We start from the raw sequence: 14,855 nt of genomic DNA, 5'->3' as shown, positions 1-14,855 counted from the left end.
ACGGCCTAGCGTGGCGGGCGTGCGCACCCCTCCGGAGCCGGTCACCCCCGCCGTCCTGACGCCGATCGGGGTGCTCCGCACGACCCGCGCGCGGACGTCCGACACCCCGGTGCAGGCGCAGGCCAACCTCGCCGAGGAGGGCGTCGCCGTCCTCGACCCGGCGTGGGAGGCGGGCCTCGACGGCCTGGCCGACTTCACCCACGCGTGGCTGGTGACCTGGCTGCACCGCAGCGAGCCGTGCCCGCCGAGCGACGACGGGCTCCGTCAGCGGCCCTACCTGCGCCCCGACGGGCCGCCGATGGGGGTCTTCGCGATGCGCGGGCCCCGCCGTCCCGCCCCGGTCGGCCTGAGCCTCGTCGAGGTGGTCGCGGTCGAGGGCGCCACCGTCCGGTTCCGGGGCGTCGACGTGGTCGACGGGACGCCGCTGCTCGACATCAAGCCGTTCTTCCCGGACGCCGACACCCCGCGCGGGACCGTGCGGTCCGGCTGGTTCGACGAGATCGACGTGCCCGAGGGCGCGACCCCCGCGTCGCTGCGCGGCGGCCGCGACAGGAGCTAGTCGGAGATCGTCGTCAGCAGCTGCGTCGCGCGGGTGAGGACGACGTACAGCGTCGCCCGGCCGGTGGGCGACTCCGTCTCGATCTCCTCGGGCGCGACGACGGCGATGGCGTCGAACTCCAGGCCCTTCGTCTCCAGCCCGGTGAGGACGGAGACCCGGTCGTCGGACGACGTCCGGCCGGTCTCGGCGGCCTGGCGAGCGCCGGGGGCGTCCTCGGCGAGCTCGGTCCAGCCGGCGAGCCAGCGGTTGACGTCGGAGTGCCGCGCGGAGGGGACGACGATCCCGACCGTGCCGTCGACCCGTGCCGCGAGGTCGGCGACGACCTCCCGCGTCGTCGCGTGCAGGTCGTCGACGCCGGTGAGCACCACCGGGTCGACCCCGGTCGAGCGGACCGCGGTCGGCAGGTCGGCGTCCAGGCCCACCCGCTCGGCGTACGCCGCGGCGTGGGCGTAGATCTCGGCCGAGTTGCGGTAGTTCGTCGAGAGGTGGAAGGAGTGGACGACCTTCTTCTCCAGCGCCGTCGCGCGGGCGGCGTCCGCCTCGGCCCGCACCGGCCACGACGACTGCGCCGGGTCCCCGACGACCGTCCAGGTCGCGGTGCGGCCACGGCGACCGACCATGCGCCACTGCATCGGGGAGAGGTCCTGGGCCTCGTCGACGAGGACGTGGGCGAAGGCGTCGTCCTCGATGGAGCCGGTCGGGGGCGACCAGGCGCGGCCGGACGGGGCGTACTCGCGGTCGGAGGCGGTGGTCAGCTCGACCAGGTCGATGCCGCCCTCGGCCGCGGTGAGCAGGTCGTCGGCCTCCTCCTTGGGCGCGGGGACGTCGCCGAGGACGTAGCGGAGCTCGTCGAGCAGCGGGACGTCCTCGATGCTCAGCGCCGCGCCGGTCGAGGACCACGACTTCACGAGCAGGCGCTGCTCCTCGTCGCCGAGCAGGCCCGAGGCCACGGAGGCCAGCAGCTCGGGGTCGCGGAGCCACGCGAGCACGTCCGGGGCCGACAGCGGCGGCCACCAGGAGGCGGCGAAGTCGACGAACCGGTCGTCGGAGAGCAGGTCGTCCACGAACTGCGGGCGGCCGCGGTCGCGACCGCGGTCGCTGCGGACCTGGCGCCACAGCGCCTCGATCAGGGCGCCCGCGACGCGGGACAGCTGCCGGTTCCGGTTGCCCTGGCCCATGAGCTGGCGGCGGACCCGGCCCAGCGTGCCGCGGTCGAGCCGCAGCCGGTTGTCGTAGTAGTAGAGCGAGAACTCCTCGGGGCTGCCGGGTGCCTGGCGCCGCGCCAGCCGCTGGAGCACCTCCGCCATCCGCGCGGAGCCCTTGACCTCGGCGACGGTGGGCTCGTCGTGGCGCTCGGCGCGGACGCCGTCCACCACCTCGCCGAGCGAGCGCAGCGCGACGGCGGTCTCGCCGAGGCTGGGCAGCACCCGCTCGATGTAGCGCATGAACACCCCGGACGGCCCGACCACGAGCACGCCACCGGTCTCGTAGCGGCGGCGGTCGGAGTAGAGCAGGTACGCCGCCCGGTGCAGCGCGACGACCGTCTTGCCGGTGCCGGGGCCGCCGGCGATCGACACGACGCCCTTGACGGGCGCGCGGATGGCGCGGTCCTGCTCGGCCTGGATGGTGGCGACGATCGAGTGCATGGAGCGGTCGCGGGCGCGGGAGAGCTGCGCCATCAGGGCGCCCTCGCCGATGACCGGCAGCTCCTCGGCGCCGGGGGCGGTCGGGTCGAGCAGCTCGTCCTCGACACCCTCGACGGTCCGCCCGGAGCTGCGCAGCACGCGACGTCGTACGACGCCCGACGGCTCGGCGGCCGTGGCCTGGTAGAACACCGCGGCCGCGGGGGCGCGCCAGTCGACGAGCAGCGAGTCGCGGTGCTCGTCGCGCAGGCCGATGCGGCCGACGTACCGGGGGCCGCCCTCGCCGGCGGGCGTGTCCGACCTCAGGTCGAGGCGGCCGAACACCAGGCCCTCGTGGGCGGCGTCCAGCTCGGCGATACGACGGGCCGCGTGGTGCACCATCGCGTCACGCTCGACGAGGCCGCCCTCGTGGCCCAGGCGGGCGCGGTCGTGCCCCTCGCGCGCGAGCTCGCGCGCGGCTGCAGCGGAGTCCACCAGCCGGGCGTGGACCCGATCGACGAACGCCTGCTCCTCGGCGACCTCTCCGGCCACCTGCTCCTCCGACACCACACCCCCATGGGGACCCGCCATGAGACAAACACGGACGGAGAACTCTAAGCCTTCCGCCTCAGGAACGCCGTCATCGCCTCCTTGGCCTCGGGTGAACCGAAGAGTCGGGCGGACGTCGCGGCGACCTCCTCGCGGCGGGCGTCGAGGTCGGCGAGCACTTCGCGGTTGAGCAGCCGCTTGGTCTCGCGCTGGCCCTGGGCGCTGCCGAGGAGCAGCGACGCGCAGGCGCGGTCGGCGGCCGCGTCGAGGTCGTCGGCGTCCACGGCCTGCGACACGAGCCCGTACGCCGCAGCGGCGTCACCGTCGAACACCTCGCCGTCGAGGAAGGTCCGCTGCGCCCCGCGCGGGGTCATCCGGTGCAGCAGCACCAGCGAGATGACGGCCGGCGCCAGCCCGAGACGGACCTCGGTGAGCGCGAACGTCGCGGCGCGCGCGGCGATCGCGACGTCGCAGGCGCCGACGAGGCCGATGCCCCCGGCGCGGACCGGGCCCTGGACCGCCACCACGACCGGGGTCGCCATCGCGAGGACGGCCCGCTGCATGTCCACCATGCCGCGCGCGCCCTGCTCCATGCCGCCCTCGACGGCCTCGGAGAGGTCGGCGCCCGAGCAGAACACCCGCCCGGTGGCGCGCAGCTGCACCGCCCGGACGGTCGGGTCGCGGTCGGCCTCGTCGAGCGCGGCCAGCAGCTCGGCGACGAGGCGACGCGACAGGGCGTTGCGGTTGGCCGGGGAGTCCAGCGTCACGACGGCGAGGCGGACGTCGTCCGGCAGGCCCTCGACGCCCGCGACGGCCCCGACCTCGGCGGCGCTGCGGTGGGTGACGCGGACCAGGGGCTCCTGCGCCGGCGACGGCGACGTGTCGGTGCTCACCCGTCGCATCCTGCCGGATCCGATCCGCTGACCACCGCCGCGTCGAACCACCGGCATGAAGCTCCTGCCGTCCGCTCGGACGACGTCCTACGCCGGGGCCGGCCTGCTGGCCGCCCTGGCCGGCACCGCCGCCGGTCACCTCACCGCGGCGCTGCTGAACCCCGCGAGCTCGCCAGTGCTGGCCATCGGCTCCACCGTCATCGACCTGACCCCCACACCGGTCAAGGAGTGGGCGATCGCGACCTTCGGGTCGGCCGACAAGGTGATCCTCGTCGGCAGCGTGATCGTCGGCGCGCTGCTGCTCGCCGCGGTCGCCGGGCTGCTGGCCCGCCGCAGCCTCGCCGCCGGGATGACGCTGCTGCTCGCGCTGGTCGCGATCGCGGGCGCCGCGGCCGCGCTCCGGCCCACCGCCGGGCTGCTCGACGTCGTCCCCGCCCTGGTCACCGCCCTCGTGGGGGCGGGTGTCCTGGGGTGGGTCGCCGGGCGGCTGCGCCGGACGACCGTGCCCGAGCCGTCGGAGGCCGCGACCGCCGACTCCACCCCCATCCGGGCCAAGGCCTCGCGCCGCGGCGTCCTGATCGGGTCCGGGGCCGTCGCCCTGGTCGCCGTCGGCATGGCCGCCGCCGGGCAGGCCATCACCACCGCCCGCACCCGCCTCACCGACATCGCGCTGCCGCGACCGACGTCCTCGCCGAAGGCCCTGCCCGCCGGGCTGGAGAGCCGCATCGACGGCATCTCGCCGTTCGTGACCCCGGCCGAGGACTTCTACCGCGTCGACATCAACCTCTCCGTGCCCGTCGTCGACGAGTCGTCGTGGACGCTCACCATCGACGGTGACGTCGACCAGGAGGTCTCCTTCACCTACGCCGAGCTGCTCGAGATGGACACGGTCGAGAAGGACATCACCCTCACCTGCGTCTCGAACTACGTCGGCGGCCCGTACGTCGGCTCCGCCCGCTGGCAGGGCATCCCGATCAAGGACCTCCTCGACCGCGCCGGCATCGACAGCACGTCGGCCGACCAGATCCTGTCGACCTCCACCGACGGCTTCACCATGAGCACTCCCCTCGAGGTCGCCCTGGACGGGCGCGACACCCTGCTCGTGATCGGCATGAACGGCGAGCCCCTGCCCCGCGACCGCGGCTTCCCCGCCCGCTTGGTGACGCCCGGCATCTACGGCTACGTCGGGGCCTGCAAGTGGATCACCAAGATGACGCTCACGACGTACGACGAGGTCGAGGCGTACTGGACCGAGCGCGACTGGGCGATCGAGGGCCCCATCAAGATCTCCAGCCGCATCGACACCCCCGAGCCGCTGTCGAAGAACCCCGCCGGCGAGGTCATGGTCGCCGGCGTCGCGTGGGCGCAGACGAAGGGCATCGCGAAGGTCCAGGTCCGCATCGACGGCGGGGCCTGGACGGACGCCGAGCTCGGCCCCGACGCCGGGGTCGACTACTGGCGCCAGTGGTTCTACCGCTGGAACGCCGACGAGCCGGGCCTCCGCCTGCTCGGCGTCCGCGCCATCACCGACGACGGCGAGGTCCAGACCCCCGCCATGGCCGAGCCCTTCCCCAACGGCTCCAGCGGCATCCAGGAGATCACCGTCACCGTGGAGTGAGCCGAGTCGGCCCCAACGCACGCCCCACACGGCCCGAGTCGGCCCGAACGCACCAGTTCGGGCCGACTCGTCGTCGTACGGCGACACGCTCAGGCCGACTCGGCGCTGGGGGGCCACCGAAGGTCGAGGTGCGAGGAGCGCCAGCGACGAGCCACGAGACCCCGCGACGCACCCACGGACCGTCACCGGATCTCGTGGCTCGGCCGTGGCCGGCCTCGCACCTCGATCTCCGAACCACGCCGACGGCCTCGCACCTCGATCTCCGAGCTCGCCCCCCGGCTCCAAAAAAATTCCAGGTCGGCCCATCCACCTGAGCAGGGGTGACGAACTACCTCCGTCATTCCCCGAACAACGGTCCGCACGATGCGGATCGACGACGAAAGGCCTCACCATGCAGCGCACGATCCTGAAGCGGACCGGCGGCGTCGCGGCCCTGGCCCTGTCCCTCTCCCTCGGCCTCGCCGCGTGCTCGAGCGAGGACTCCTCCGACACCGGCACCGACGCCTCGGACACCGAGAGCAGCGCCTCCAGCGACGAGGCCTCGCCGAGCGAGCCCGAGTCCAGCGAGTCCGAGGCCGCCGAGGAGCCCATGTACTTCGGCGCCGCCTGCGCCGACGTCCCCAAGCAGGGCGAGGGCTCCGCGGAGGGCATGGCCGACGACCCCGTCGCCACCGCCGCGAGCAACAACCCGCTCCTGTCGACCCTCGTCACCGCGGTGACCGAGGCCGACCTGGTCCAGACCCTCAACGGTCTCGAGGCCGCCACGGTCTTCGCCCCGGCCAACTCGGCCTTCGAGAAAATCCCCGAGGCCGACCTCAACGCTCTGCTCGGCGACAAGCCGGCCCTGACCACGGTGCTCACCCACCACGTCATCGCCGAGCGTCTCGACCCCTCGCAGCTCGCCGGTGACCAGACCACCGTCGCCGAGGACACCGTGACCATCGAGGGCGAGGGCGAGGACTTCACCATCCCCGCCGCCAACGGTGGCGAGGAGGCGAACGTGGTCTGCGGCAACGTGCAGACCGCCAACGCCAACGTCTACGTGATCGACAGCGTGCTGATGCCGGAGATGTCCGGCAACGGCGGCGGCAACGGCTGATCCAGGCCCGAACCGACACACGACGACACCACGTCAGGGATGATGCGACCGTGAGGTCCATCGAACCCGTGTCCTCCGGCTCACCCGCACCGGGTGGGCCGGAGGCGCTCGCCGAGCTCCTGCAGCGCTCCAGCCGGGGTGACGAGCAGGCCTTCGCCGAGCTGTACGACGCCACCGCAGCGCGGGTCCACGGACTCGCGCTGCGGGTGGTGCGCGACCCGGCCCAGGCCCAGGAGGTCACCCAGGAGGCCTTCCTGGACACCTGGCGCACCGCGAGCCGCTACGACCCGGCCAAGGGCAGCGCGCTGTCGTGGCTCATGACGATCGTGCACCGCAAGGCGGTGGACCGGGTCCGGGCCGCGGAGGCCAGCACCCGCCGCGACCTCACCTACCACCACCGCAACAGCACCACCGAGCACGACAGCACCGCCGAAGCCGCCCACGCCTCGCTCGAGGCCCACCGGGTGCGCTCGGCCCTCGCGACACTGACCGACGTGCAGCGAGAGGCGGTCGAGCTCGCCTACCTCGGCGGCTACACCCACACCGAGGTCGCCCAGCTGCTCCACCTGCCGTTGGGCACCGCCAAGACCCGGATCAGGGACGGCCTGATCCGCCTACGAGACGCGATGGGAGTCGGCCAGTGACCGAGAACCACGGCGATCAGGCCCACGACCTCGCCGGTACGACCGAGCTCAGCCACGCCCTCGTCGGTGCGTACGCCGTCGACGCCCTCGACGAGCCCGAGCGGGACCTGTTCGAGCGGCACCTGGCGGCCTGCCCGGACTGCCAGGACGAGGTCGCCACCCTCCGCGAGGCCGCGAGCATGCTCGCCGCGACCTCCGCCACCACTCCCCCCGCCGGCCTGCGCCGCAACGTGCTGTCGCAGATCAGCAACGTCCGGCCCCTGCCCCCGCTGCCCGTGCAGACGGTCGCGGCCGACGAGGACGAGCCCGCGGTCGACGAGCTCGCCGCCCGCCGCGGTCGCCGCCGCTGGGCGACGATCGCCAGCGCCGCCGCGGCCGTGCTGCTCGCCGTCGGGCTCGGTGTCGCCCAGCCGTGGGCCGCCGAGGACCTCAGCCCCTCGCAGCAGGTGCTGCAGGCCGACGACGCCCGCTCGACCTCGGTCGACCTGGGCAAGGACATCAGCGCGAGGGTCGTCCACTCCGACTCCGTGAACTCCGCGGTGATCCAGACCGAGAACATGCCTCCCCCGGAGGACGGCTCCGTCTACCAGCTCTGGTTCGAGCGGGGCGGCGAGTACGTCTCCGCCGGCCTGATGCCGGTCGCCGAGGACCAGACCGTCCGCCTGGACGGCGAGGCCCGGGGCGCCGACGGCGTCGGCATCACCGTCGAGCCCGAGGGCGGGTCGGAGCAGCCGACGTCGGAGCCGATCGCCGAGTTCGACTTCGGGCCGGCCGCGTGAACGCAGTCCACCCCGCGCAGGGGCGGCGCGTCGCCGTCGTCGGCAGCGGGGTGGCCGGCCTGACCGCGGCCTACGTGCTGTCGCGGACCTGCCACGTCACCCTCCTCGAGGCCGACAGCCGCCTCGGCGGTCACGCCGACACGCACCCCGTCGACGTACGACGCCCCGACGGCACCACCGTCACGGTGCCGGTCGACACCGGCTTCATCGTCCACAACGAGCGCACCTACCCGAACCTGCTCCGCCTGTACGGCGAGCTCGGGATCACGACGCGCCTGTCGGAGATGTCGATGTCCATCCGCGACGAGCCGCGGAAGGTCGAGTGGGCCGGCGCCCTCGGTCTGGGCGGCGTGTTCGCCACCTGGCGCAACGCGCTGGACCCGGCGTTCCTGCGGATGCTCGTGCAGATCCCGCGGTTTCACCGCCAGGCCCGTGCGCTGCTGCGCGCCACCTCCGACGCGGACGCCGACCTCCGCACCCTCGAGGAGTTCCTCGACGACGGCGGCTTCGACGAGCACTTCCGCGCGCTCTTCATGGAGCCCCTGGTCGCCGCCGTCTGGTCCACCGATGACTCCCACGCGCTGGAGTACCCCGCCCGCTACCTGTTCCGCTTCCTCGCCCACCACGGGATGCTGCAGGTCTTCGGCTCGCCGCCGTGGCGCACCGTGGTCGGCGGCTCCGCGACGTACGTCGCCGCGGTGGCCGAGCACCTCGACGAGGTCCGCACCGGCGTGAAGGTCACCGGCGTCGCCGAGACCGCCGACGGCGTGCAGGTCACCGACGGCAACGGCGAGCGGACGACGTACGACGCCGTGGTCGTCGCGACCCACCCCCACCAGGCCCTCGCGATGCTCGACACCCCGACGCCCGCGCAGCGCGAGCTGCTCGGGGCGATCACCTACTCGTCGAACACCGCGCAGCTGCACACCGACGACTCCCTGCTGCCGCGCCTCCCGCGCGCCCGGGCGTCCTGGAACTACCTGCGCCGCCCCGAGACCGGCGGCGCCACCGGCGGCGACGCGGTCACCGTGACCTACGACCTGACCCGGCTCATGCGCCTCGACGAGGCGTACGGCGTCACCGACCGCCGCTTCCTGGTCACCCTCGGCGGCTCCGACCTCGTCGACCCGGCCACGGTCATCGACACGATGGAGTACGAGCACCCGCTGTACACGCCCGAGTCGGTGGCCGCCCAGGCCCGCCTCGACGAGTGCGACTCCGACCGGCTCGTCTTCGCCGGCGCGTACCACGGCTGGGGCTTCCACGAGGACGGCGCACGCTCCGGCGTCGAGGCCGCCGCCCGGCTCGGCGTGCCGTGGGAGCGCTCCGCGACCCGCCCCCGGCCCGCGACGCCGTCGACGTCACCGCGCACCTACTCCACGACCATCCGGCACACCCGTCGCACCCCGTGGCGCCGGTCGTTCGCCCACCGCTCCCACACCTGGGTGGTCGACCTCGACCACCTGCCGCGCCGCGGCGTCCTCGGCCCCGTGCTCGGGACCTTCGAGGCCCGCGACCACCTGAACGACCCGGCGCACCCCGAGCGGGGCATCCGCGAGAACGTCGAGGCCTTCTGCGCCCAGCAGGGCGTGGACGTGACCGGCGGGCGGATCGTCATGGCCGCCAACCCGCGGGCGTTCGGCTACTGCTTCAACCCGATCTCGGTGTTCTGGTGCTTCGGCCCGGACGGCGACCAGCGCGCCGTCGTCGTCGAGGTCCACAACACGTACGGCGAGCGCCACGCCTACCTCGTCCACCCGGACGCACAGGGTCGCGCCAGCACCGACAAGCAGCTGTACGTCTCGCCGTTCCACGGGACGACCGGTCGCTACGAGATCGCCGTGCCCACCCCGACCGAGACCGACCTGCACGTCGCGGTCTCCCTCACCTCCCCCGAGGGTGAGGACTTCTCCGCGACCCTCACCGGCACCGCCGAGCCCGTCGCCCCGTGGCGCGTCGCCGGCGTCACGCTGCGACACTCCGTGCTGATCCGGGTGCACGGCATCGCCCTGTGGCTGCGTCGCCTGCCGGTCCGCCCCCGCCCCGACCACCCCCGCCAGGAGGGCGTCTCGTGACCACCGAGATGACACCGCACCCCCACTCGTCCACGCACCCCGTCCCCCGTCCCGACCCCGCCACGTGGCCGGGCCTGGACCGGACGCCGAGCGGGGTCCGCACGAGGGTCTCCGCCGTGATCGCGAAGCGTCTGTTCGTCTCGGCGGTCTCGCGGCTGGACGTCACCGTCCGCGGCGCCGACGGTCCGGGCTCGACCCTCGGCCGCGGCGGGCCGGAGATGACGATCCACCGCCCCGACGAGTTCTTCGCCCGGTTCGGCCGCGACGCGCTCATCGGCTTCGGCGAGGCGTACCTGACCGGGGCGTGGGACGAGGGCCCCGCCGGCGACCTGGGCGGCTTCCTGTCCGTCCTCTCGGCGGACCTGCCGCGCCTGGTCCCCGAGCCCCTGCAGCGTGCCCGTGCCGCCGTCGTACGACGCCCGCCGGCGCTGCACCGCAACACCGAGCGGCAGACCCGCGGCAACATCGCGCACCACTACGACCTGTCGAACGACCTGTTCGCGGCGTTCCTCGACCCGACGCTCAGCTACTCGTCCGCGCTGTTCGACGCCGACCTCGAGGCGGCCCGCGACCACGTGGGGAGCCTCGAGCGAGCGGCCGCGCCGCAGCCCGGTGACGACCTCGAGGCCGGCCAGGTCCGCAAGATCGAGCGGCTCCTCGACGTCACCGGCGTCGGCCCGGGCACCCGGGTGCTGGAGATCGGCACCGGCTGGGGCGAGCTCGCGATCCGCGCCGCGGCGCGCGGTGCGACCGTCCACTCCGTCACGCTGTCGAGCGAGCAGCAGGCCCTCGCGCAGCGACGCATCGACGACGCGGGCCACTCCGAGGCGGTCACCGTCGAGCTGTGCGACTACCGCGCCGTTCAGGGCACGTACGACGCCGTCGTGAGCGTCGAGATGATCGAGGCGGTCGGCCACGAGTACTGGTCGACGTACTTCCGGACCATCGACCGCGTGCTTGCGCCCGGGGGCAGGGTCGGGATCCAGGCCATCACGATGCCGCACGACCGGATGCTCGCCACGAAGCGCACCTACACGTGGATCAACAAGTACATCTTCCCCGGCGGCTTCCTGCCGTCCGTGCAGGTGCTCGACGAGATCACCCGCGCCGACACCTCGCTGCGGATGACCGGCCGGCTGTCGATGGGACAGCACTACGCCGAGACCCTGCGGCAGTGGGACCTCGCCAGCGCGGACGCCGCCGAGCGGTTCGCCGAGCTCGGCTTCGACGAGACGTTCCGGCGGATGTGGCACTTCTACCTCGAGTACTCCCGGGCGGGCTTCGCCTCGGGATACATCGACGTCAACCAGCTGGTCTTCACCCGGGAGGACGTCGCATGACCGACGAGACGACACGACCGGTCGCCGACCGCCTCGCGGAGGCCCTCACGCCGTTCGTCGGCGGCGAGCTCCCCGTCCGGCTGCGCGCCTGGGACGGCAGTGAGACCGGCCCCGTGGGTGCCCCGCTGGTGGAGATCCGCACCCCCGACGCGCTGCGGCGGCTGCTGTGGCACCCGGGTGAGCTCGGCGCCGCGCAGGCCTACGTCACCGGGGAGATCGAGGTGCACCACGACCTCGACGACGCGCTGACCCACGTGTGGGCGGTCGCCGCCGAGCGCGGCCTGTCCGGCGTCCGGCCCTCGCCGTCCACCCTGCTCCACGCGGCGCGCACCGCCCGCGACCTCGGCGTGCTGGGCCGGCCCCCGGTCGCCCCCGCCTCGCAGGCGCAGATCACCGGCCGCCTGCACTCCCGGCTGCGGGACCGCCGCGCGATCAGCCACCACTACGACCTGTCGAACGAGTTCTACTCGCTGATCCTCGAGCCGCAGATGGCGTACTCCTCGGGCTACTTCACCAAGCCCGGCGACGACCCGTCGTACTCGCTCGAGGACGCCCAGCGCGACAAGCTCGACCTCGTCTGCCGCAAGATCGGCCTCGAGCCGGGCATGCGCTTCCTCGACGTCGGCTGCGGCTGGGGCTCGCTGTCGCTGCACGCGGCCGAGCACTTCGGCGCGAAGGTCGTCGGCGTGACGATCGCGGCGGAGCAGAAGAAGTTCATCGACGCCCGGATCGCCGAGCGCGGCCTCGGTGACCGCGTCGAGATCCGGCTGCAGGACTACCGCGAGATCCCCGAGGTCCAGGGTGCCGTCGGCCACTTCGACGCCGCCGCCAGCATCGAGATGGGCGAGCACGTCGGGCAGGGCAACTACCCGACGTACGCCCGGGTGCTGCGGGACGCCGTCAAGCCCGGCGGGCGCGTGCTGGTGCAGCAGATGTCCCGGGCCGGCGGCCGCAAAGGCCACCCCGGCGGCGGCCCGTTCATCGAGTCGTTCATCGCCCCCGACATGCACATGCGCCCGGTCGGCGAGACCGTCGCGCTGCTGGAGGAGGGCGGCCTCGAGGTCCGCGACGTGCACGCGATGCGCGAGCACTACGTGTGGACCGTCGACGGCTGGCTCGAGACGTTCGAGAAGAACGCCGCCCGCCTGACCGAACTCGTCGGCGAGGAGGTCGTCCGCGTGTGGCGCCTCTACCTCGTCGGCGGCCGGATGGCCTTCCGCGACGGGCGCATGGGCGTTGACCAGATCCTCATGGTCCGCCCCGGCGGCGACCACACCCTGCCGCGGGTGCGGGACTTCTGAGCCCTCGTCGGGGCCGGCGAGGTACTCCCTGACGTTCGGACCCGGATTCGCGCGATATCCGGGTCGGAACGTCAGGGACTACCGGTGACCCGCCCTCACAGCGTGTCGAGCGCCAGACGGGTCAGCCGCTGGGTCCGCGTCGCGTCGGGCAGCTCGCCCCGCTTCGTCGTCACGACGTGCACCACGGTGTCGCCCCGCAGGACGAGGTAGTGCAGGTCGAACACCTTGCCCCCACCCGAGTACGTCGACCGGAGGCTCCAGCCCAGGCGGTCCTCGCCGTACAGGGGCACGGAGCGCTGAAACCAGGTGTACGTCTCCGTGCGGGTCCGGGCCGTCTCTCCACGGCACTCGCGGACCGCCGCCCTCAGCTCGCCCAGCGCGGCGCGGGCCGCGGCGGGCGAGGCGAAGGTGCGTTCCTGGACGACCGGGGTCACCGGCCGCGGCTCGGCCTCGGGACCGGGTCGGTACTGCGCGGCCCGGCCCGCGTCGCCCTCGGCCCGGACCTCCTCACCGAGGCAGGGTTCGGAGTAGACCGAGGCGGTGCCGCTGCTCGGGCCGCGGATGCCGGTCCCCGGCTGCGAGACCCGATCGCCGCCGGCGGCCTCGGAGAAGACCTGCGCGACCTCCTTCTGGAACGGCAGTCGCGAGGCCGCCTCGGCGGTCGGCTCCTCGGCGGAGGCCGGGGCGGCGAGTGCCGCCCCGGTCATCATCAGGCCGGCGGCGAGGCCGGCGAGCAACGGACGTCTGGACATGGTGGAACCCCCGTGGTGTGACGCCGGGGTCGGGTGACCCCGGTCACTCGGATCCCTTCCGTCACGACGGTCCCGTTAAACCCGTGCACCACATCGTCCTCCTCGCCGAGGTCGCGCCCGAGAGCTCAGAGGGTCCGCAGCGCGAGCCAGGTCAGCTTCTCGAGCGGGCGTTGCGGGACCTGCACGTCCGCTCCACGGCGTCGACGCTCGGTGCTGAGCAGGAGGTCGCCCCGCAGGACGACGACCCGCAGCCGGGCGTCACCCTCGTGGAGCTCGCGGTAGCCGATCCGCGCCTCCCCGAAGCGGGGCGTCGCCACCTCGCGCCGCGTCACACGGCTGGTCTCGTCGCGCCCCTCCCACGTGCCCTCGCAGACCCGGACCCGCCGGGCGAGCCGCCCGAAGGCCTCGCGCGCGTCGGCGTCCGAGTCGAAGCGCTGCGCCAGCACCGACGGGGAGGCGTACGCGGAGGACGGGTCGCCGGCGTACGTCGCGCGCCGGCCGGACTCCGCCCGTCCCGAGACCCCGTCGAAGGTGCAGCCGTCGCCGCCCCCCTCGACGACGTCGACCGGGTTCGGCGAGACCACGGCGCCCTGGCGCGGTCCGTCCTGGACCACGCGACGACCGTCCCGCTCGAGGTAGGGATACAGCTCGGCGACCTCGCCGAGCGTGGGCAGCCGGGACGCGTCGCGCGCCGCGTCGTCGGCGGCCGCCGTCGCCGCCGGGGCGGTGGCGGCGAGCCCGCTGCCGAGAAGGCCGACGGCGACGCCGGCGAGGAGTGATCGGGTGGACCTGGTGCTCATGACGGTTCTCCTGCGCTGTCTGCCGACGCCCGGTGACGGCGGTCACGGGCACCTCTTCCGTCACAGGAGACGTCCCAAACCACGGCGGGCACGCGCCGGTGGCCCGTCGCCCAGGACGACGGGTGACAACCCCGTCCCGTCGCAGCATGCTGGGCGTCGTCCACCGCACGCCTCGGGCGCGTCCGGCCACCTCCCAGGAGACGCCCATGCCCAGCCCCCTCGCCCGCGCGCTCGCCGCCGTCGCCTGCTCGGCGGCCCTGGTCCTCCCGGTGGCCGCCGCCGGTCCCGCCGCTGCCGACACCGAGGTGAAGGCCGACCCCCGCGGCGACGTCTCGGAGATCGAGGGACGACAGGCCCCGCGGCCGTCGGCCGACGTCCTGCAGCTGCGCAGCCGGCACGCCGACGGCGTCGTCGCGCTGCAGGTCGTCCTCGCCGACCTCGACACCACCTCCGCGGTCGGCACGAACGTCAGCGTCGGCACGTCCGACGGGCGGGGCTTCCTCGCGTTCGTCCAGCGCAGCGAGGACGGCACGAAGACGGTCGAGCTGATCGAGCCGGAGCGCGACGCCGTGGTCCCGTGCCCGTCCCTGCGGGGCGCCGTCCTCCCTGCCGCGGACCGGATCACGGTCTCGATCCCCCGGCAGTGCCTCGGCCGGCCGCGATGGGTCCGCACCGGCGCACTGAGCCTCGGCGTGGTCGAGCCGTTCGTCCTGACCTACGCCGACGACGCCCGCCGCGACGGCAGGGTCCGCCAGCCGTTCCCGTTCCTCGGCACCAAGCGCCTGTTCCTCGACTGACGGCCGCCCGCCCGGGCCGGCGCGCTG

13 protein-coding genes are annotated in these 14,855 nt (G+C 73.9%); 9 read left to right on the top strand and 4 right to left on the bottom strand.

Features of this window, described 5'->3' with window-relative positions:
• The first annotated feature begins 19 nt into the window (after window positions 1–19).
• Window positions 20–559, top strand: a complete 540-nt coding sequence (gene tsaA / locus Q0858_RS10355) for a tRNA (N6-threonylcarbamoyladenosine(37)-N6)-methyltransferase TrmO (RefSeq protein ID WP_299053627.1) — start codon at window positions 20–22, stop codon at window positions 557–559.
• Here the strand turns inward: tsaA and Q0858_RS10350 are convergent.
• Both Q0858_RS10350 and Q0858_RS10345 read right to left on the bottom strand, forming a co-directional pair.
• Window positions 556–2,748 carry a UvrD-helicase domain-containing protein gene (locus Q0858_RS10350; RefSeq protein ID WP_299053624.1) on the bottom strand — a complete coding sequence of 731 codons (2,193 nt, stop codon included), beginning with the start codon at window positions 2,746–2,748 and terminating at the stop codon, window positions 556–558. The genes tsaA and Q0858_RS10350 overlap by 4 nt on opposite strands.
• Window positions 2,749–2,795: 47 nt before the next feature.
• A complete protein-coding gene (locus tag Q0858_RS10345) occupies window positions 2,796–3,623 on the bottom strand; it encodes an enoyl-CoA hydratase-related protein (protein WP_299053621.1) in 828 nt (275 codons plus the stop codon).
• Between the two features lie 55 nt (window positions 3,624–3,678).
• Between Q0858_RS10345 and Q0858_RS10340 the strand changes: the two genes are divergently transcribed.
• The 7 genes from Q0858_RS10340 to Q0858_RS10310 all read left to right on the top strand — a co-directional run bounded on the left by Q0858_RS10340 (window position 3,679) and on the right by Q0858_RS10310 (window position 12,479).
• Complete coding sequence (locus Q0858_RS10340) at window positions 3,679–5,241, top strand: molybdopterin-dependent oxidoreductase (protein ID WP_299053618.1); 1,563 nt, start codon at window positions 3,679–3,681, stop codon at window positions 5,239–5,241.
• Between the two features lie 391 nt (window positions 5,242–5,632).
• Entirely contained in the window at window positions 5,633–6,340 is a 708-nt protein-coding gene (locus Q0858_RS10335; protein ID WP_299053616.1) for a fasciclin domain-containing protein, read from the top strand.
• 50 nt (window positions 6,341–6,390) lie between these two features.
• Window positions 6,391–6,984 carry an ECF RNA polymerase sigma factor SigK gene (sigK, locus tag Q0858_RS10330; RefSeq protein ID WP_299053613.1) on the top strand — a complete coding sequence of 198 codons (594 nt, stop codon included), beginning with the start codon at window positions 6,391–6,393 and terminating at the stop codon, window positions 6,982–6,984.
• The gene (locus Q0858_RS10325; RefSeq protein WP_299053610.1) at window positions 6,981–7,763 is read left to right on the top strand and encodes an anti-sigma factor; all 783 of its coding nucleotides are present in this window, start codon (window positions 6,981–6,983) and stop codon (window positions 7,761–7,763) included. The genes sigK and Q0858_RS10325 overlap by 4 nt, the downstream gene beginning before the upstream one ends.
• Window positions 7,760–9,838 (top strand): FAD-dependent oxidoreductase, encoded by a 2,079-nt coding sequence (locus Q0858_RS10320; protein ID WP_299053607.1) that lies wholly within the window; start codon window positions 7,760–7,762, stop codon window positions 9,836–9,838. Before Q0858_RS10325 ends, Q0858_RS10320 begins: the two co-directional genes overlap by 4 nt.
• A gap of 116 nt (window positions 9,839–9,954) precedes the next feature.
• Window positions 9,955–11,178, top strand: a complete 1,224-nt coding sequence (locus Q0858_RS10315) for a cyclopropane-fatty-acyl-phospholipid synthase family protein (RefSeq protein WP_299053604.1) — start codon at window positions 9,955–9,957, stop codon at window positions 11,176–11,178.
• Window positions 11,175–12,479, top strand: a complete 1,305-nt coding sequence (locus Q0858_RS10310; protein WP_299053601.1) for a cyclopropane-fatty-acyl-phospholipid synthase family protein — start codon at window positions 11,175–11,177, stop codon at window positions 12,477–12,479. The genes Q0858_RS10315 and Q0858_RS10310 overlap by 4 nt, the downstream gene beginning before the upstream one ends.
• A gap of 95 nt (window positions 12,480–12,574) precedes the next feature.
• On the opposite strand, the gene Q0858_RS10305 is transcribed toward Q0858_RS10310, so the two are convergent.
• Window positions 12,575–13,231 (bottom strand): hypothetical protein, encoded by a 657-nt coding sequence (locus Q0858_RS10305; RefSeq protein ID WP_299053598.1) that lies wholly within the window; start codon window positions 13,229–13,231, stop codon window positions 12,575–12,577.
• 125 nt (window positions 13,232–13,356) lie between these two features.
• Entirely contained in the window at window positions 13,357–14,031 is a 675-nt protein-coding gene (locus Q0858_RS10300) for a hypothetical protein (RefSeq protein ID WP_299053595.1), read from the bottom strand.
• Window positions 14,032–14,237: 206 nt separating this feature from the next.
• Here Q0858_RS10300 and Q0858_RS10295 point away from each other — a divergent pair, with 206 nt between their 5' ends.
• Window positions 14,238–14,828: a hypothetical protein gene (locus Q0858_RS10295; RefSeq protein ID WP_299053592.1), complete on the top strand. Its 591-nt coding sequence runs from the start codon at window positions 14,238–14,240 to the stop codon at window positions 14,826–14,828.
• The last annotated feature ends 27 nt before the right edge of the window (window positions 14,829–14,855 follow it).

Origin of the sequence: uncultured Nocardioides sp. (genome assembly GCF_947489365.1) — a bacterium.
In the GTDB taxonomy this organism is placed as follows: domain Bacteria; phylum Actinomycetota; class Actinomycetes; order Propionibacteriales; family Nocardioidaceae; genus Nocardioides.
The sequence above is the reverse complement of the archived record's forward strand: the minus strand, read 5'-3'. Positions and strand labels throughout refer to the sequence as shown.